At 30.4% G+C, this 18,899-nt stretch carries 15 protein-coding genes and 3 pseudogenes; 4 read left to right on the forward strand and 14 right to left on the reverse strand.

Features of this window, described 5'->3' with window-relative positions; translation table 11 throughout:
* Positions 1-393: 393 nt before the first annotated feature.
* The 7 genes and pseudogenes from B9N53_RS06380 to B9N53_RS09525 all read right to left on the reverse strand — a co-directional run.
* Positions 394-2,136, reverse strand: coding sequence for an ABC transporter ATP-binding protein (locus B9N53_RS06380; protein WP_094204187.1), 1,743 nt, complete (start codon positions 2,134-2,136; stop codon positions 394-396).
* Position 2,137: 1 nt separating this feature from the next.
* Complete coding sequence (locus B9N53_RS06385) at positions 2,138-3,850, reverse strand: ABC transporter ATP-binding protein (RefSeq protein WP_094204188.1); 1,713 nt, start codon at positions 3,848-3,850, stop codon at positions 2,138-2,140.
* A gap of 3 nt (positions 3,851-3,853) precedes the next feature.
* On the reverse strand, positions 3,854-5,269 hold the full coding sequence (locus B9N53_RS06390; protein WP_094204189.1) for an ABC transporter ATP-binding protein: 1,416 nt from the start codon (positions 5,267-5,269) through the stop codon (positions 3,854-3,856).
* A gap of 12 nt (positions 5,270-5,281) precedes the next feature.
* Positions 5,282-5,968, reverse strand: coding sequence for an energy-coupling factor transporter transmembrane component T family protein (locus B9N53_RS06395; RefSeq protein ID WP_094204190.1), 687 nt, complete (start codon positions 5,966-5,968; stop codon positions 5,282-5,284).
* Complete coding sequence (locus tag B9N53_RS06400) at positions 5,969-6,562, reverse strand: MptD family putative ECF transporter S component (RefSeq protein WP_005957903.1); 594 nt, start codon at positions 6,560-6,562, stop codon at positions 5,969-5,971.
* Between the two features lie 171 nt (positions 6,563-6,733).
* On the reverse strand, positions 6,734-7,132 hold the full coding sequence (locus B9N53_RS06405) for a hypothetical protein (RefSeq protein WP_223420581.1): 399 nt from the start codon (positions 7,130-7,132) through the stop codon (positions 6,734-6,736).
* A 108-nt stretch (positions 7,133-7,240) separates the two neighbouring features.
* Positions 7,241-7,345, reverse strand: a pseudogene (locus B9N53_RS09525) (TetR/AcrR family transcriptional regulator); the annotation flags it as partial.
* A 521-nt stretch (positions 7,346-7,866) separates the two neighbouring features.
* Between B9N53_RS09525 and B9N53_RS06410 the strand changes: the two are divergent.
* Positions 7,867-8,223, forward strand: coding sequence for a plasmid mobilization protein (locus B9N53_RS06410; protein WP_000370325.1), 357 nt, complete (start codon positions 7,867-7,869; stop codon positions 8,221-8,223).
* Between the two features lie 17 nt (positions 8,224-8,240).
* Positions 8,241-8,315 (forward strand): annotated as a pseudogene (locus B9N53_RS09585) (relaxase); the annotation flags it as partial.
* 185 nt (positions 8,316-8,500) lie between these two features.
* On the opposite strand, the pseudogene B9N53_RS09380 reads toward B9N53_RS09585, so the two are convergent.
* The 4 genes and pseudogenes from B9N53_RS09380 to rlmD form a co-directional block, all read right to left on the reverse strand.
* A pseudogene (locus B9N53_RS09380) lies at positions 8,501-8,770 on the reverse strand (transposase); the annotation flags it as partial.
* A gap of 196 nt (positions 8,771-8,966) precedes the next feature.
* On the reverse strand, positions 8,967-9,656 hold the full coding sequence (locus B9N53_RS06420; protein WP_094204192.1) for a hypothetical protein: 690 nt from the start codon (positions 9,654-9,656) through the stop codon (positions 8,967-8,969).
* Positions 9,653-11,662: an Eco57I restriction-modification methylase domain-containing protein gene (locus B9N53_RS06425; RefSeq protein ID WP_094204193.1), complete on the reverse strand. Its 2,010-nt coding sequence runs from the start codon at positions 11,660-11,662 to the stop codon at positions 9,653-9,655. The genes B9N53_RS06420 and B9N53_RS06425 overlap by 4 nt, the downstream gene beginning before the upstream one ends.
* A gap of 147 nt (positions 11,663-11,809) precedes the next feature.
* Complete coding sequence (gene rlmD, locus B9N53_RS06430; RefSeq protein ID WP_094204194.1) at positions 11,810-13,300, reverse strand: 23S rRNA (uracil(1939)-C(5))-methyltransferase RlmD; 1,491 nt, start codon at positions 13,298-13,300, stop codon at positions 11,810-11,812.
* Between the two features lie 175 nt (positions 13,301-13,475).
* Between rlmD and B9N53_RS06435 the strand changes: the two genes are divergently transcribed.
* Both B9N53_RS06435 and B9N53_RS06440 read left to right on the forward strand, forming a co-directional pair.
* Positions 13,476-13,943, forward strand: coding sequence for a hypothetical protein (locus tag B9N53_RS06435; protein WP_094204195.1), 468 nt, complete (start codon positions 13,476-13,478; stop codon positions 13,941-13,943).
* Positions 13,927-14,784 (forward strand): DUF6544 family protein, encoded by an 858-nt coding sequence (locus B9N53_RS06440; protein WP_094204196.1) that lies wholly within the window; start codon positions 13,927-13,929, stop codon positions 14,782-14,784. The genes B9N53_RS06435 and B9N53_RS06440 overlap by 17 nt, the downstream gene beginning before the upstream one ends.
* A 46-nt stretch (positions 14,785-14,830) precedes the next feature.
* Here the strand turns inward: B9N53_RS06440 and B9N53_RS06445 are convergent, their stop codons facing one another.
* Genes B9N53_RS06445 through B9N53_RS06455 form a run of 3 tightly spaced genes read right to left on the reverse strand, consistent with a single transcriptional unit; the run spans position 14,831 to position 18,831 of the window.
* A complete protein-coding gene (locus B9N53_RS06445) occupies positions 14,831-16,627 on the reverse strand; it encodes an ABC transporter ATP-binding protein (protein ID WP_094204197.1) in 1,797 nt (598 codons plus the stop codon).
* Positions 16,620-18,380: an ABC transporter ATP-binding protein gene (locus B9N53_RS06450; RefSeq protein WP_094204198.1), complete on the reverse strand. Its 1,761-nt coding sequence runs from the start codon at positions 18,378-18,380 to the stop codon at positions 16,620-16,622. Before B9N53_RS06450 ends, B9N53_RS06445 begins: the two co-directional genes overlap by 8 nt.
* Entirely contained in the window at positions 18,355-18,831 is a 477-nt protein-coding gene (locus B9N53_RS06455; protein ID WP_094204199.1) for a MarR family winged helix-turn-helix transcriptional regulator, read from the reverse strand. Before B9N53_RS06455 ends, B9N53_RS06450 begins: the two co-directional genes overlap by 26 nt.
* Positions 18,832-18,899: the final 68 nt, after the last annotated feature.

The raw sequence follows: 18,899 nt of genomic DNA on the forward strand, positions 1-18,899 counted from the left end.
CAATTTCAAGAATCTTCACACTTCAAAGTATTTGGATTTTTATAAAAAGATGACAAAATACCCCTCACTTTATAAAGTGAAATTTGCCCTCTTTGGCAACCAAAGTTTTTATTTTTTATAGTATTTTTGAGTTTCAATGATTAATTTGAGCATAAAAAAATGAGGACTTATGCTATTAGGCATAAATCCTCTAAAATAAAAGAAACTCTCTCTGATAAGAATTATATTTAATTTTTTAACTGAGTTATCTAACTTGTAAACAGCTTAAACCAAAGAAAAAAGGTAAGTTTATCTTAATTATATTTTTTTGCATATTTTACCTCCATTCTTTTAAAACCGTTCTTAAACTAATTATTAATTATCTTTTTAATTTTGTTTCAAATGAACCCATTTTTAAATCTTCCACTTTTCAGATTGTTTTCTGATTTCAATAAAATCCTTATATATTCCATGTTTAGATGCAAGTTCACTATGTGTTCCTACTTGTTTTATAACACCATCTTTTAAAACAACTATCTGATCTGCATTTTTTACAGTAGAAAGCTTGTGTGCAATTACAATAACGGTTTTGCCTTTTAATAAGTTTTTCAAAGCAATCAATAATTCTTTTTCATTTTCTGGATCTACGCTCGAAGTTGCCTCATCAAGAACTACAAACCTACTCGGTTTTAACATGGCTCTTGCAATAGAAATTCGTTGACGCTCACCACCCGATAGATTTGACCCCCCTTCTTGCAAAACCGTTTCATAAGCTTGTGGCAATTTCATAATAAAATCATGGCACTGAGCTTTTTTGGCAATATCTATCATTTCTTCATCTGTTGCATTTGGATTACCAAACTTAATATTGTTTTTTATGGTATCATCAAAAAGATACACGTCTTGAAAAACAAAGCTAAAATTTGAAAGCAATTCATCATACTTGTACTGTTTAATATTTAGATTTCCAACTTTTACTTCGCCAGAATTTACATCCCAAAACCTCGCCATTAAATTGCAAAGTGTTGTTTTACCACTTCCTGAAAATCCAACAAGAGCAGTAGTTTTTCCATCTGGAACAAGCATACTTAAATTATTGAAAAGATTTTCTTTTCCATAAGAAAATGAAATATTATTCATTGATATTTCTGCTTTATCTACTTCTGTCATTTCACCTTCTTCAATTACAGGCAAATTTCTTAAATTTATAACAGTATTAAGATTTCGTACGGCAACACCCTTAATACTCTGCATACTTCCTGCTAATTCAAATCCAGAAAAAACAACAAAACTCATAACAATTAATATAATAGCTTTAGTAACTTCAATATCCCCTGATAAATATCTTATTATAGAACTAAAAATTATCACACAAATACCAAGTTTAAATACTAACAAGAATAAAAACTGTGTTGGAACTAAAATTTTTTCTACAGCAAGGAAACCTTTGCGACTTTTTGTAATACTTTCGTTTAGTTCCTTAACTGTATTTTGATCTTTTCCAAATGCTTTAGTTATTCCTATCCCATTTACATACTCAAGCATTTTTTCACTTAAATCCAATTTAAGTCCTAACAATCTCTCTGTTAGTTGATCTGTGCTTTTTTGTGTGAATAAGTTTACTAAGGTTCCAACAATCAAAGTCAACAATATAATTATAGCTGTTGCAAAATCATAAGGTAGTATGAAAATAACCATAATTAGTGTCTGTATTGTTCCTACAAGCATTTGTTCAATAATAAAAACTCCTATTGTTTCAAGTTCACCTATAACAGTTGACAATGCTCCTGCTATATTCCCTAAAGAATTTGTGCTGAAATATCCCATGTTTACATTTTTTAAACGATCACCAATATATAATCTATTTTCTGCTCCTAAATTGTACGAAGCAATATATTTGTTTTTATCAGCCAGATATCCAAATATAATTTTTCCCACCACACTTATAGCTGCAATAATAAAAACAGTATACACATCTTTTATTAAAATGCTTTGGTTCGTGAATATATTTTCACAAATTTTGGTCAAACATAATAGAATTGCACCTAAAGAAACTCCTTCAAATACTCCCTTAAATACATCAAAAATAAGCATTTTTGTTATTTTATTTGAATATGACCCTGACACCTCATATAAAGTTTTTATCAATTCTCTCACTTTATATCACCTCGATTTCTTTAGATTCTGTATATACATCCCACATTTTTTTGTATCTCCCATTTAACTCTAGTAATTGTTTATGAGTGCCTTCTTCAATTATTTCTCCATTATCCACCACAATTATTTTATTTGCATTTACAATTGTAGATAACCTGTGAGCTACCATAATCACTGTTTTATCTTTAATTAACTTATCAATAGACTGTTGAATAACTGATTCATTGTCAGGATCAGAATATGCTGTTGCTTCATCAAGTAGTACAATAGGACTATTCTTTAAAAAACACCTAGCTATTGCAATTCTTTGCTTTTCTCCTCCAGAAAGATTTGCTCCTCCCTTCCCTACAATAGTTTCATATCCATTTGGTAGTCCCTTTATAAAATTATAGCAACTCGCTTTTTCACAAGCCTCTTCAATTTCATCCATACTCGCATCTTCCTTCGCCATCTTTAAATTTTCTAATATTGTTTTATTAAAAAGAAAGTTTTCTTGCGACACATAGCTAACAAGCTCCATATTCTGTTTTAATGGCAATTCGTTCAAATTTGTTTTTCCAATTAAAATTTCTCCATTAGAAACATTCCAAAATCCTGCGATTAGTTTTGTAATAGTAGACTTTCCACCACCTGAATTTCCTACAATTGCAGTTAACTCATTTTCATTTGCTTTAAACGAAATATTATTTAATACATTCTTTGACTCTTCATATGCAAATGTAACATCTTTAAACTCTACATCATAAGATTTTATATCTCTTACTTCTTCTCCTCTTTTTAAGTTAGGAATTTCCATTATTTTTTTTATTTCTTCAAATACAACTTTTATATTTGCTATTGTTTCCATATGACTCATAGCTTTTATTAATGGTTTATATGAAGCATATGATAGCAATATACACATGATAAGAGTCCCTACTTCAACACTACCCTTCATAAAGAAATACAAGGAAGCTGGTAAAACGAATACCATAGTTGACGGGATAGTTTCCATAGTTGCTGTCATTGAAAAACAAACACTCAAGTACCAATCAAGCATTGCGTTCTTATTTTCTTCAACAGTCTTTCTAAATTTCCCAAATGATGATGCTGATTTATTAAATGCTTTTATAACTTTAATACCATTTACATATTCAACCATTGTCGTATTCATAGCTTTAGCTGCTTCTTGGTATCTTTTAGATTTTTCTTCATAACCTCGCATCATTAACATTGAAAACAATAATCCCAATGGAATTGTAAGTAAATTTGCAATTCCTATTCTCCAGTCCATTATAAAAATTGTTATGACCAATACTATAGGAATGAATATATTAGCAATAACTTCTGGAATCACATGAGCAATCGGTTTTTCCATTTTATCAAGTGTTTCCACCATAAATTGAGACCACTGTCCACTGCTTTTTCTTTCAACTTCTCCCATAGAAATTTTACTTAATTTGTCAGCTAATAACTTTCTTTTATCTTCAATAATCCTGTAAGCAAGATTATGAGAAATAATAGTAGATATTTCATGAAATAATATACTTGCCATAAATCCCAGAAATACAGCAATAATATATGGATAATAATTATTTAAATTTGTATTTTTTGCAACCAAGTTATTAATAATGGCTGCTACAGAAAAATAAGGTATTACACCAAATCCTACTCCTATTATCGCAATGAATACAGCTGCGAAAATCTTGCTTTTATGTCCCTTTAAGATATCCATCTTTTACCTTCTTTCATAAAATCTTTTTATTCTGCCATCGCAAATCTCCAACATTTTATTACATGTACTATCAATCAATTCATTATCATGCGTAACAATAAATATAATTTTATTATTTGAAAATTCTTTAATGACTTTGCTTATTTCGAGCATATTTGTATAATCAAGTCCTCTCGTTGGTTCGTCCAAAATAATAATTTCTCTATCAATTAACATCCCCAATGCTACAGAAAGTCTCTGCATTTGACCTCCTGATAAGCACATAGGATGACGATTATCTAATTTTTTAAGATCTAATTTTTCTAGAATATTATCTATTTGCTTTTCATCTATTTTAGAATCAAATAAACTAAATTCATCTCTTACAGATTCAGAAAAAAACTGGTGAATTACATCTTGCATAACCATATAACAAAGTTCTCTTCGTTTTTTATATTTTATGGGACTTCCTTTAAAGCTTATTTTTCCTTCGTTTTCTTTCAACAGTCCACACAAAATTCTCATTAATGTTGTTTTTCCTTGACCATTTTTACCTGTTATTGCAATAATATCTCCCTTGTTTCCGGAAATATTTATCTTATCTAAAATTTTTTGTTTCTTATTTTCATATTCTAAATTTGAAACTACAAAGTCATCAGATTCACAAAATGTGACAGGATTTGCAAAATCATCATTTTTCTTTCTTACAAAAGTTCTAAGTCCTAGTTTCTTTCGTGAGTCATCACTAATTGAAGAAAATTCCACATTTGAAAAAACATATTTTATTTTTCCGTCTTGTAAATAAATAGCTCTATCAATTAAATCCATTAAATAATAGAGTCTATGTTCAGAAATAATAATTGTCTTGCCCTGAGCTTTAAGATTTATAAGCATCTCTCTTATTCTTTCAATGCCATACTCATCAATATTTGCAGAAGGTTCATCAAACACATATACATCTGGATTGGTAGCATAAATAGATGCAATAGCAAGTAATTGCTTTTCTCCACCTGACATCATAAAAACATTTCTATTTTTTAATCTTTCAATTCCTAAATCACGTACTACTTTAAAAACTTGTCTTTTTATTTTATCAGGGTTTTCACCTAAATTTTCTAATCCAAATGTTAGTTCACTATCTGAATCTAAATTAAAAAACTGTGTTTTGGGATTTTGAAAAATTGTTCCCACTTTTTCAGAAATTTCATATATCTTCATTTGTTTTGTGTTTATCCCATTTATAAAAATATTTCCTAATAAATTTCCCTCTAAAAAATGAGGAATCAATCCATTGATTAATTTTGTTATAGTTGTTTTCCCAGAACCAGATTTTCCGCATAATAAGATAACTTCTCCTTGATTAATCTTTATTGAAATTTTCTTTAACTGGTCTTCTAAGCTTCTCTTATAGGAATATGAAGCTTCATTTATATTAATCATGTTTCGTACCTCTTATAAAAATAACTTGAACTTTACATTAAAGAATATCAGAATACATAATAGAATAATTATTAGATCCCAAATGTTAAATCCTGCATCATCCATAAAAGTCTTTCTTGCAGGATTTTCTATCCCTCTTACTGTAATAGCCTGAGCTAATTCATCTGCGGTATTAGAAGCTGTAACTATTAAAGATATTAGTCCTAATTGTATCTTTTTAAATCCAGTCACGCCTCTTATTTTTATTGCATCTGAGATTAATATTTTTTCTTCTCTTAAAGATGGAAAATATCTGATGCCTATTGCTAGAGAAATAATTAGGCTTTTTGGAAAATGCATCATTTTTAAGGCATACATAATATTTCGTATAGGATTAGTTTTTACAAGAATTTGACCAACTAAAAAAATCGGTATTAACTTAGGAGCATGAATCACCAATAATCCAAAATGTGCTGATATGACATCTGGTAGAATCGGCAAAACAAAATATTTCAATCCCTGTAATAATACAAACATAGATAATGCCTTTAAAGATATTTTAACAAGTCCCATAAATAACGCTATAATAGCAACCATTAAAAGAATAAAAAAATCTAATTTTAAGCTATTATTTGCAAAGCTAATAATACTAACTGAAATCAAAAAAATGATTTCAGTTAGTGGATTTAGCTTTATAATGCCTCTTACAATACCCTCCATTTACATAATTCCAGCTTTCTCAAAACGTTTTTTGAACATTGCTTTACCTATATATGCACCAATGACTCCTCCAATAAATGCAGTAATGATCATCCCGATAAGTGTTGGAATTGAAATTAAAGTTTGTAATTTATTTACATATTCTGGACTCATTCCCATTTTAATAATAGATTTCATATAAGATTCTTGGAACAACCACATAGGCAATGGTGAGCCAATCAACCCAATGCAAATCAATCCTGAAGATACTATTACGCTTTTTTGACTTTTATATCCCAAAATTTTTCTAGTAATTTCTGCTAAAACCCCTGCAATAACGCAAGTTATGACAATCGTAAAAGTGCATTCTCCTATAGCAAAATATATAATCCCTGTAATTGCTATCAAAAGTAAAGCCGTTCCTGGTTTTGGCACCTTAGAGACCAGCAACATGTAAATAAAATTACATATTATGCCTGTCATTGCTGGCCATAATAACCAAAGTATCGGAGAAAACACAGGAATAAACATTACCGCCATTGATAACGCCATGTATATCACTGAAAAAATGCCGATGTTAACTAAATCTTTTGTTTTTAATTTTGTTTCATTCATTTGAATACCTCCATTTAAATTTTTATATTTATTTACCAGTTGCAATATGATTGATTCAAAATAATCTTTACTGGTAAATTTTTCTTATTTTTGTTTACTTTCCATAAAACGCAGAAAATCGGGATTAACCCGATTTCAAAATATATTATTTTTTAATTTTATATTATGTTTTCATTTAATAATCCTCCTCCAACCAAAATTCATTGCTGCCTCCATCATATCGATAAAATTTAAGGCTTCATTATATGGATACCTATGTGTGATTACCTCAAATAAAGGCGTACATGCCATTGTATAAAGAACATGAAGTTCATCATCATTCAAATCATTTACTTCTATTTTTTTTTCTTTAAGAACCTCAATTAATTTCTTAGCACCCTGCACTTCGAGATTCACTAAATCATGACGAATTGATTCAAATTCCGTACCCTGAGAACAGTTAAACAGAAGATTAACTATAGGATCGTTTTGGTAAATAAATTCCAATAATTCCCTATTACTATCATCAGATTTTTCTCCAAAAGCTTGTAAACCATTTACTTTAATTTCTTCAATCGCTTGATTTGTCAATTCTTTACTTCTTCTGTATAAGTGATTAAGTGTAGGACTTACAAGTACCTTAAAAATTTCTTCTTTAGACTTAAAATGTTTATATATTGCACCAGGTGTAATTCCTGCGTTTCTAGCAATAGTACGAATAGAAGCCTCTTCGAATCCATGTTCTGTAAACTCGCTTTTTGCACTTTTTAATATTTTCTTTATTGTAACATCTTTGTTTCTCAGTAAGTTTCACCTCCCAACTTAAGATAACACTGTTTACTATATTTTAGCATAAAGAAACTAACGAAGTCAATAATCACTATCAAATATATTTTTTTATGATAACATTTTATTTAATTCTCTATAAATTGTCTTGTTAGGTCTGCTACTAATCTCCTTTCTAGATCAACCATACAATCATGACACACATTGTCTAAAACAACTATTTTAGATTTATACAACTTAGCTGATTCCATTACTGATTAGCAGAATAAACAATTGTCATTTTTAGAATATATGGTTAATATTGAAATATTCCTTGAAATCTATTCTATGTTGTTTATTAGCTTCTATAAGTGCGGTATAATTAATAGAACTGAATAAACGCTTAACGCTTATAACTTTAATAGCAAGCACAGTAAGTGAGTACCCACTTACGAAAAATTGATGAAGCAGAACCTTTATGGACTGCTTCTTTTTTTATCAATTTTACCTTGTTAGGGAGAACCCTAAGACCCCAATAATTTATGATAAGGAGATATACTATGGATAATAGAAAAAGAAATAATCAACTAAAAATATATTTAACAGATGAAGAAAAGGAAATTTTTGAAAAGAAAATGAAACTTGCAAATTGCAAAACTATGTCCCACTTTCTTAGAAAATGTGTATTGGAAAAAGAGATTTATGTTGTAGATTTAGAACCATTTAGAAACCTACAATGGCTACTTTCAAATGCAACAAATAATATAAACCAGATTGCAAAAGCTACTAATACAACTGGTGTTATTTACAAAAATGAAATTGAATCAATGAATAAACAGATAGAAAAATTATCAAGAGAAATATGGCAGATCCATTCCCTACTTCTTAATAAATCGAAAGAAAGTTCTGGTGACTAGTATGGCAATTATAAAAAATACATCCTATAAAATCAACTCTAAATTTGGCAATAGATTATATAACTAAGAGTGAAAAAACTGATGAAAGGGTCTGTAAATAATTTTGTGTATCAACCTAAATCCTGATAAAAGGGTAAGGGTCAATACATTTTTTATGTATTGATGTTAGTCCATTCCTTTAGGAATGGAGTTTGTCTTAATTTTACACAACTTTAATAAACTGTCAAATTTCCATGAAAATTTGCAGCTGATTATACTTATTTATCTATTTCGATTTTTAAAACCTCCCTTCAAAAAATATTGATAATTGGGATAAAATTTGATCCCAGCCACGTATTCTATTGGTCCATTTGCTTGATGCATCTACCATTGCTAAATACAAACTTTTTTGTAAAGTATAATCATTTGGAAATATGGTTTTATTTTTGGTTACTTTTCTTAGTTGCCTATTGAAGTTTTCTATGGCATTAGTTGTATATATTAGCTTTCTTATTCCTTCTGGATATTTGAAATATGTCGATAGTTCTGCTCAGTTGTTTTTCCAAGAGCTTATGCACATAGGATATTTTTTATCCCACCCTTGTGTCAAGTATTGGATACATTTTTTTGACCCTACCATGAAAAAGAGCAGACAAACCTATCCACTCTTCACCTTCTTGTATGTATTTATATAGAACATAAAACAAATTCACTCAATTTATTTATTAATTATTTTAATTCACAAATTTAATCTTTAATCAAGACTACTTTATTATAGATGAAAAATCAAAAAAGATATGAAGCAATTGTAATGAGCTTCTCGATAAATTATAGTTGCTTATATATTCATGCAACCCTTCATTTGTATTTTCTTTTACCATAATCAAATTTCCTTGACATATTTCTCCAAACTTTTCTCTATTTATTTTAGAAATTTTAATCGAATTATTATAAATATCAATGCTTTTCACAACAAATCCGAACATAATATTCTTATTGTGATGTGACGGATATTTAGGAGGCTCCTCAACAAAACGACTGACACCTTCATTAATATATTTTTTATTAAGACTTTTACTGCCATCAACTCGTTTACATTCAATAATAAAATAGTCTTTTTTGTTTTTATTTATCCAATAATTATTTGATGTCACTTTAATATCACATCTTCCTATAAATGTGTCTGTGTTTTCATCAAATGATTCTGGTGTTTCTATTTGGAATGATACAGGAAAGTTTCCACAACCTAGTTGAGTTAAAGTAAAATTATTATCCAAATAATAATGAAATAGATGGTTTTGTATTTTTACCTCATTATTATCAATTTTATGCCCTAAAGAAATACAATTTTGCTTCATTAAGCTACAACATTTTTCAATGATTTCAATAATATTAGAATAAAAACCATTTTGAAAATCTTCATTTATTGACTTTTGCTTAAAACCTCCCATCATTCATCACCTCCCGATTCCATTATTTGTTCCATAACATCGGAAAGATCGAGTTCCGCAATTGCAGGATGCCAGTACTTATAAAAATTAGGCTTTATGATAAAAAATGAGTTATCAGAAAAGTGGATGACATCTCTAATTTGATGAAACTTATCATTGTGAGAAAACACACAAAATCTTGATAAAAGTACTTTATCATCATCAATATTGTCGACCAAATCAATAGTGGTATCAGATTTTCCGTCTAAAACGGCCAGCTCAAATATAGAAAATCTGTTTAATACATTATGATACAATTTAATTTCAATATGTTTTTCTACACGTTTATAGATAGCAGTAAATTGTTTTTTGAAACATTCACTATAATCAACTAATTCCTCGGCAGATACCTTTCTGTAAATATTCTCAATGTCTTTATTCGTAAGTTCCGGTATCTGGATTTTTATTGCATAGTCAATAAATTTATTATCTTTCAATCCAAACTCCTGTAATACTAAATTATCCAGGTTTTCGATTTCAGAATCTAAATCTGATAAGCACAGAAATTCATCTTTCTTTTTTTCACTCTGAATGTGCTCTGTTTTATGTGCAATATCTTCAGAAAAAATATAAGGAAATTCTAATATTTCCCCCATAAATCGCTGCTCTCGTTCTATTCCTATTGAAGTTCCAAGCATTAGATTCAAATAAGAATAAAATGATGAGTTTAGCAATCCTACCAAGTTCATAAAGAATGGTCTTTGCTCCTCGCTTCCTTTAATAATATACATGGTCTTTTTACAAACAAATGTTTCATCACTAAAAGCTGCTCGTAATTTATAATTATTGCAGTTCACTCCAGTTGGAGTTAATACATAAGGAGGAGAGAACAACGCTTTTTCCCTAGGACGATGTACTTTAGATTTCGAAAACAATGTAGTTTTATTTGAGTTCACAAAGAAGTGGTCTACTCCTTTATACGAATCAAGAAGCCTTTTGTTTAGTAAATGAGAAGCGTCTTGTTTATCACCATCTTGATATTCTACTCCTGCCCCCATAATAATAGGAGGTTCTTGTTTTTCGATAGCATTTGAAATTGTACAAAAACGATTCTTAAGTTTCATAATCAGAGTCAAATCAGTTGAAAACCCATATACAATAGTTTTCCAAGCCCAATCAAATCTCATAAGCATATTCTGTGCTACATACTTTATATCATATCTTTCAATGACAATAACATTAAATAGCTTGAAGAAGATATTTGGCTTTATAGATGTATAATTTATAATATTGTCTAAGTTGTTTTCTTCTGAGTAACTAAAAGAAATTATTACTGCGGGTGCATCGGCATTTTCAAAAACTAATTTTCTTACCGAAGACATTTCAATTATGCTATGAATTTTAGTTTTATTTAGCAAAAATTTCCTGAATCTTTTTGAAGGTTTCTTTTGGTTATACAATAATTTAGAATGTAAAATAAAACAACAAACAGTATGCTCTTTACAAAAGTCTTTAGCTCTGAAAACAAAACTTCTACAAATCTCATTATTTTGTTGTTTGTCAAAGTATCCATTTTTTTTACAATATTCTAAATGAAGACCTGTTTTTACATTACCCCAAGGTGGATTACCAATAACAAAATCAAAGTTAATGTGGCTTAACCATCTAAGTTTCTCTTCATCAAAAAAATCACTAACAAATAAATTTTTTCCTTTTAAATTCGGTAAAGTAAAAGTTGATAATGATTTTGGATCTTTGTAGTCTAAAACAGTTAAATAAAGAGAAAATATTGTAACATCAATTGCTTCCTCATTAATATCTATACCATAAATATTATCAGTTAAAAGAGATTTAAGTAAATTATCATCATCACAATACATTTTTCCATTTAAGTTTTCTTCTACTATACGTCGGTAACTATCAACTAAAAATACCCCTGAACCTGCACAATGATCTAAAATTTTCAATTCTAACAAGTCTTTTTCAGTATTTTTAACTTCATAAAAACCTCTTTGGCAATAATGCCTAATTCTTCTTTAGTTGTTAAAATTTTTTATTTTACCATCATCGTTCCCCTGATTTTCAATTAATCTTCTTAGGTTATATAAGAAGTACATATCTTTTTAATCTTAAAGTTTTTAAGTCTTAATTTTAAAAATTTTAATCTTAGATATTATTTAAATCATTCCAAAATGCTCTAAAGCATCTTCGATTGCTTTTTCTTTTTCTTCTGGGCAATTTGGCACTCTTTGATTTTCTTTCTTACTAAAATTATAATTTTCTCTCTCTATTAGACCATGTTTCCTTTTTATTTGTGCAATATATAGGCTTGAAACTTTTAGTCCGTATTTATCTAACACATACTTTTTAATTTCTCCATAAGTTGCGTCTTTTGAAAAGTCAATTTCAGATAATTCATCTTCCCCTATTTCTATATCTAAATGATGTTCTGTATTTAGTTTGGACAACAGAGCTACCGTCTCCACATGCATTGTCTTCGCGAACATATCGACCAATTTGACATCTCTAACTCCAAATCCGTTTTCTGTTAACATCTTCAAATCTCTGGATAGTGTTGCTGGGTCACAGGAGATGTAGACGAGTTTTTTTGCGGTGGATTTAATTATTGCGTCTATGACTTTTTCGTCCATTCCTTTTCGTGGTGGGTCGGCGAGTATTATATCGAAGTGCTCTTTTGTGAGTTTTCCTACGACGTTTTCTGATTTTTCTTCAATAAACTGAATGCTTTGAAGATTGTTCAGTTTTTTGTTTTGGTTGGCATCTTTTACTGCATCTTTTACTACTTCGACTCCTATTGTGTTGTTGCCATTTCCAATGTACATTGTTGTTGTTCCTATGCCGCAGTAAAGGTCCAATATTCTGTCATTTGCTTTTGCATTCATCATTTGTTTTGCTGTGTCATAGAGTAAACTTGTGTTATATTTATTTACTTGGAAGAATGATTTGGGGCTTATTATGAATGATAAGTCTCCAATTTTATCCACAAATTGTTTCTTCCTATAAATCAAATCAAAGTTTTTATTTTTCGTATAAATTTCTACGATGCTTTCTACAGATTTTAAATTTTCTAGAATTTCATCTGATAAATAATCCATGGAGATTTGGATTTCGTCGTTGTAATTGGATCTGATTTTGATTTCCGAAATTCCATTCAAATCCTGATTTTCCAACCAATTTATCATTTCATTTATTGCTTTTGATGCGATTTTACAAGTGGATATTTGTGTTAGGTTGTGTGTTTTTCTGCTGTAATATCCAAGTTTTCCATTTTCCACTTTCAAATCTACTTTGTTTCTGTAATAATACTCCGCGTTTGTGAGTATGTCGACATCTTTTATATCTAGTTTCGCGATTCGTTGCAATTTATTGAGTACGGAATTTTTTTTGATTTCCAATTCTTTTTCATATGTAATGTCTTGCATGCTGCATCCGTCACATTCGTAGAAATGTGGGCAAAGCGGTTCTTGTTTATGAGGTGATTGTTGTATTGTTTTTGTTTTTGTAGCGAATATCAAATTCTTTTTTTCTTTTATTTTCTTTGCTTCGATTATTTCTCCTACGCTTCCTACATCCACGAACACTGTTTTTCCTTCGTATTTTGCGACACATCTTCCGTCATCTATCATGTCTATTATTTCAAGTTTCATTTAATCACCTCTTTATCTTTTTATTATATCAAATTTTATTTTAGAATATCCCAGTAAGTAAAAACTTTATTGTAAGTTTAAAAATTTGTTTCTTTTTTAATTTTAATAATTGACATCTATAATGACTTTTGTTAATATTGTAGTAACTAGTTACTACATGAACCAAGGAGGATTTATGCCAATGGAAACACTTGAAAAACAGCAGTTTATATTTGCTAATATTTTTATTATTTCTAATCGTTTAAAAACCGCTTGCGAAAAAATACAAACAGATATAACAATGAAGCAATGGTTAATGCTCGCGATTTCTTCGTCTACAAATGAAAAAAAAAGCTTAACGCAAATAGGAAAATTGATGGGTTGCTCTAGACAAAATATTAAAAAGCTTGCTCAGCCTCTAAAGAATAAAGGTTATATAAATTTTTTAAGAGGAAATAACAATTCGGTGCAAATAGTTCTTACAGATAAATGTTACAAGTATTTCGAGACTATGAATAATTCTCATTTGAATACATTAAATCTTTTATTTAGAGATTTTAGTGACTCAGATATTCAGAGCTTTTTTGTTTTACTAAATAAGTTGGAATCCGGACTACAAGAAGTTGAAAAATATGGAGACAGCACTAATGAATATATTTTATAAACCGTTAATGATCATAATAGGCATTATTATTTCTTTAGTAGGAGTTTTAATCGTCTATTTTAACTTGTCATATTCTCCTCTTAAATCGACATTTAATCACGATTTGAAATCATTAATTGAAAAATCATCAATCGAAAATGGTTTAATTTCTAATGACGATTTTGAAAAATATCCAACTGCAATTAAAAATTTTGTCAAAAATAGTGGATTTATCGGCAAGAGTAAAATGTCATATATGAATATTTTCTTCGAGAACGCTGATTTTATTCAGGATACAAAAAAGCCAAAGTTAAAAATAGACTACAACCAGTATAATTTTGCCAAGAATCCATCGAGAATTGCATTTATTGATAGCTCTCTCTACGGGATACCTTTTGAAGGTTATGATGGTTTTATGAATGCTAAAGGTAGAATGACAGGAATTATCGCAAAGAATATTACCCTTTTCAACGAAAAAGGACTTGAAATGGATAAAGCATCGTTATGCACTTATTTAGCAGAAGCTTTATTTATTCCAACATCTCTTTTGGAAAATAATATAGTTTTTGAAGAAATCGATCTTTATAACATTAGAGCCACTATAAATTATAATGGAAATAGCGCTAGTGGTATTTTTACTTTTAATGATAAGTTTGAAATGATTCAATTCTATACAAAAGACCGCGCAGTTGTAAAATCCGATGGTTCTATAGAACACATACCATGGACTGCTAGATGTGGCCAGTATAAAATTTACGAAAATGGAATTAAATTACCAACAATTTTAGAAGCAGTATGGAATTATCCAGAAAATGATTTGGTCTATTTTAAAGGCACTATTAAAAATTTTGAATATAGATAAAAAAAGATTGGGACTCCCTGTTCCCAATCTCTATTTTAATTTACCGCTATTTTCTTTCAAATTGCGCGTTGTATAATTGTGCGTAGAATCCGTCTCGTGCCAATAATTCGTCGTGTTTTCCTTTTTCTATGATGTCTCCATCTTTCATTACAAGTATCAAATCTGCGTTTTTGATTGTGGACAATCTGTGTGCGATTACAAATGATGTTCTTCCTTTTGCAAGTTCATCCATTGCATCTTGAACGATTATTTCAGTTCTTGTATCCACGGAGCTTGTGGCTTCATCTAGTATCAACATTGGCGCGTGACTTACCATTGCACGTGCGATTGTGAGTAGTTGAAGTTGTCCTTGAGACAATGATTGTTTGTCGTTTAAAATAGTGTCATATCCATTTGGAAGTGTTCTGATAAAGTGATCCAAGTTTACGCGTTTGCACACGTCTATCAATTCTGCGTCAGTTATATCTTTTTCTCCGAATGTTATGTTTTCTCTGACACTTGCTTCGAATACCCACGAATCTTGAAGTACCATACAGAATTGGTCTCTCAAATTCTCTCTGGATAAGTTTTTCGTATCAATTCCGTCTATCAATATTTGTCCGTCGTTTATTTCGTAAAATCTCATTAATAGATTTACAATCGTAGTCTTACCGGCTCCAGTTGGACCAACGATCGCGATTTTTTCTCCTGGATTTACTTTTACGCTGAAATCTTTGATGATGATTTTGTCTGGATTATATCCAAACCTAACATTTTTGAATTCAACTTCGCCTTTTGCTTTTTCTAATTTTTCTGTGACGTTTTCTTCTTCTAATTCATCTTCATTCAAAAATTCGAACACTCTTTCTCCTGCTGCTGCAGCTCTTTGCAAAGTGTTGAAGCTTTGTGCGATATCTGCCAAAGGATTTGTAAATAGTCTAACGTAAATCATAAAAGCTACGATAACTCCGAATGATATTTTGCCGTTGATTGCCAATGCTCCTCCGACTATGCAGACCATTACGTATGAAAAGTTTCCGGCAAATTGCATGATTGGCATCATAAGTCCTGACAAAAATTGTGATTTCCATGCACTAGTGTAAAGTTTCGTGTTTGTTTGTTCGAATTCACCTACGGCTCTTGCTCCTGCGTTGTAAGCTTTGATGACGTTGTGACCAGTGTATACTTCTTCGATTTGGCCGTTGATATCACCCAAGTTTTGTTGTTGTTCTTTGAAATATTTTTGTGATTTTTTCATTATTATTGTAATGAACACAAATCCCACAAGCGATGACAAAATCGTCGTTATCGTCAAGATTCCCGAATTATAAATCATCATCACTACAGTTCCAATAAGCATTACGATACTTGTTAACAATGCTCCAACAGACTGGTTCAAGCTTTGGCTGATTGTGTCTACGTCATTTGTTACTCTACTTAGAATGTCTCCAAAAGTTGTGTTGTCAAAATAGCTAAATGGCAATCTATTGATTTTTTTTGCTATCTCTTCTCTGAATGATTTGGAGATTTTTTGTGTAACATCTGCCATGATAAATCTTTGCAACAAATTCAACACAAGTGAAGATAGATAAAATATCAACAGCATCAACGATATTGATTTTACGCTATCCATGTCAATCGCAGTTACAACGGGTTTTCCTTTGACAATTTTAGGAAGTCCTTTTGTGATTTCATCTGTGATTAGTTTTAATTTATCAGGTCCAATTATTTGCAAAATTGTCGCTATTACGCTTGCCACAACTGCTATCAATATCAATGGAAAATAAGGCTTCAAATACCTTACCATTTCTTTTAATGTTTTTTTGAATTTTTTCGGTTTTTCATTTACAGTTTGTCTAGGCATTTAATTCCTCCTCTGTTAATTGCGAGTAGGCTATTTCCTTGTACACTTCACAATTTTTCAATAAATCTTTGTGTTTACCTATTCCTGCTATTTCTCCGTTTTCAAGTACGATTATTTGATCTGAATCCATTATCGAACCAACCCTTTGAGCGACAATAATAGTTGTAGCGTATGGGCTTTTTTCTCTCAATTGATGTCTAAGTTCGCTATCTGTTTTGAAATCAAGTGCCGAGAAACTGTCGTCAAACAGAAAAATATCTGGCTTTTTGTAGATTGCTCTAGCTATGGACAATCTCTGTTTTTGTCCCCCAGAAACATTCTTACCTAATTGTGCGATTTCGTGATTAAATTTTTCGTCAAATTTGTCGATAAACTCTATAGATTGTGAAGTATCTGCCGCTTGTTCTACTTTTTTATTATCCATACCATCTTCTGAAAATGAAATGTTCGATTTTACATTTCCTTTGAATAAGAATGATTTTTGGAAAACGGCTCCTATTTTTTCGTACAAAAATTTAAGCTTATACTTTCTAATGTCGATTCCTTGAATTTTCACAACGCCTTCAGTTGCATCATAAAATCTCAAAAGCAAATTCAAGATAGTGCTTTTACCAGAGCCTGTGGAACCTATTATAGCTACCTTTTCTCCTTTTTTCACCCTAAAATCAATATCCTTTAAAATATATTGCTCAGAATCTGTGTATTTGAATGATACATTGTCAAACTCAATTTCATATTCGTAATCTTCATTTGAGCTATCAACATCTCCATCTTTTATAGAAAGCTCTGTATCCAACACTTCGTTGATACGATTGGCAGAGATTTTCGCTCTTGGAATCATTATGAATATCATACTCATCATCATAAATGACAAGATAACTTGCATTGCATACGAACTGAACACAACCATGTTTGAGAACAAAACGTATTTGTCCATCATATTCGCAGCATTGATGAGTCCTGCTCCTATAAAATAAATCACAAGAGTTAGAACAGACATCCCCAAATTAATCGCAGGAAACATCGTACTCATTGCACGACTTGTGAACAGTTGAGTATTTGTCAATTCAACATTTGCTTCTTCAAACTTTCCTTCTCTAAATTCTTCAGAATTATACGCTCTTATAACTGCAAGTCCTGTCAAGTTTTCACGCAAAATCCTGTTGATATTATCTGTTAAAGTTTGCATTATTCTGAATTTCGGCATAACCAAAATCATAAGAATAGCCACAAAAACTATTAAAATCAACACAGTGACAGCCGTTGCCATTGTCCATTCAAATCCCTTGTTGTAGATTTTCGTGATAGCCCACACAGCCATTATTGGAGCTTTAATTAAAATTTGTAATCCTATCACTATTACCATTTGAATTTGAGTAATATCATTCGTAGATCTAGTTATCAAACTTGCTGTGGAAAATTCGTTGATTTCTTTCATGGAAAAACTTTCCACCTTCGAAAATATTTTAGACCTCAAATCTTTGGAGAATGACGCCGATACCTTCGACGCTAAATATCCTACGATAATTGCTGAAATCAAAGATCCGAATGCACACAATAGCATCCATTTTCCTTCGCCGATAATATCACTTACACTGTGACCTGGACTTTCTACATACATCGTGATTTTCGACATATAATCCGGAATTTTCAAATCCAAATACACTTGAGTAACGATAAACACAAAACTCAAAAGTATCTGCATCCATTGTTTTTTATTCAAATATCTAATTATTTTTATCAAAACTATCATCCATTTCTTTAAATTTTTCTTCGCAGTCTTTACTAATCCTTGGCAGATTTTTAATAAGTTTGTCGATTATTCTGACGAAATTTTCAGAATCTTCTTCTCCCAAAACATCAAACATTTGACCAAGAGCATACATTATCTTGTCCTCAGTTTCTCGGGCGACTTTTTCTCCTTTTTCAGTTAAACTTACCAAAGTTTTTCTTCTGTCGATTTTATCTCCAGTTCTTGTTACAAGTTCGCGTTGTTCCAGTTTTTTAATAATAGCTGCAACTCTCGCGCTGGAAATTCCCATAGCAAGCTCAATATCTTTGGGATAAGTCGAGCCGCCTTCCGATTTGATAAATCCCAAAGCCATTTTTTCTCCTCTGACAGAATCGTTGATTTGTTTGTGAGGATGGTGTTTTCCAATACTGTGCACGCATCTTATAACTTCTTTTGCTAATTTTTCATTCATAATATCACCTTTTTACCTAATACTATTAGAATTATACGCTTAACAATAACCATTGTCAATGATTTTCT

Source organism: Finegoldia magna (assembly GCF_002243175.1).
GTDB lineage: Bacteria > Bacillota > Clostridia > Tissierellales > Peptoniphilaceae > Finegoldia > Finegoldia magna_J.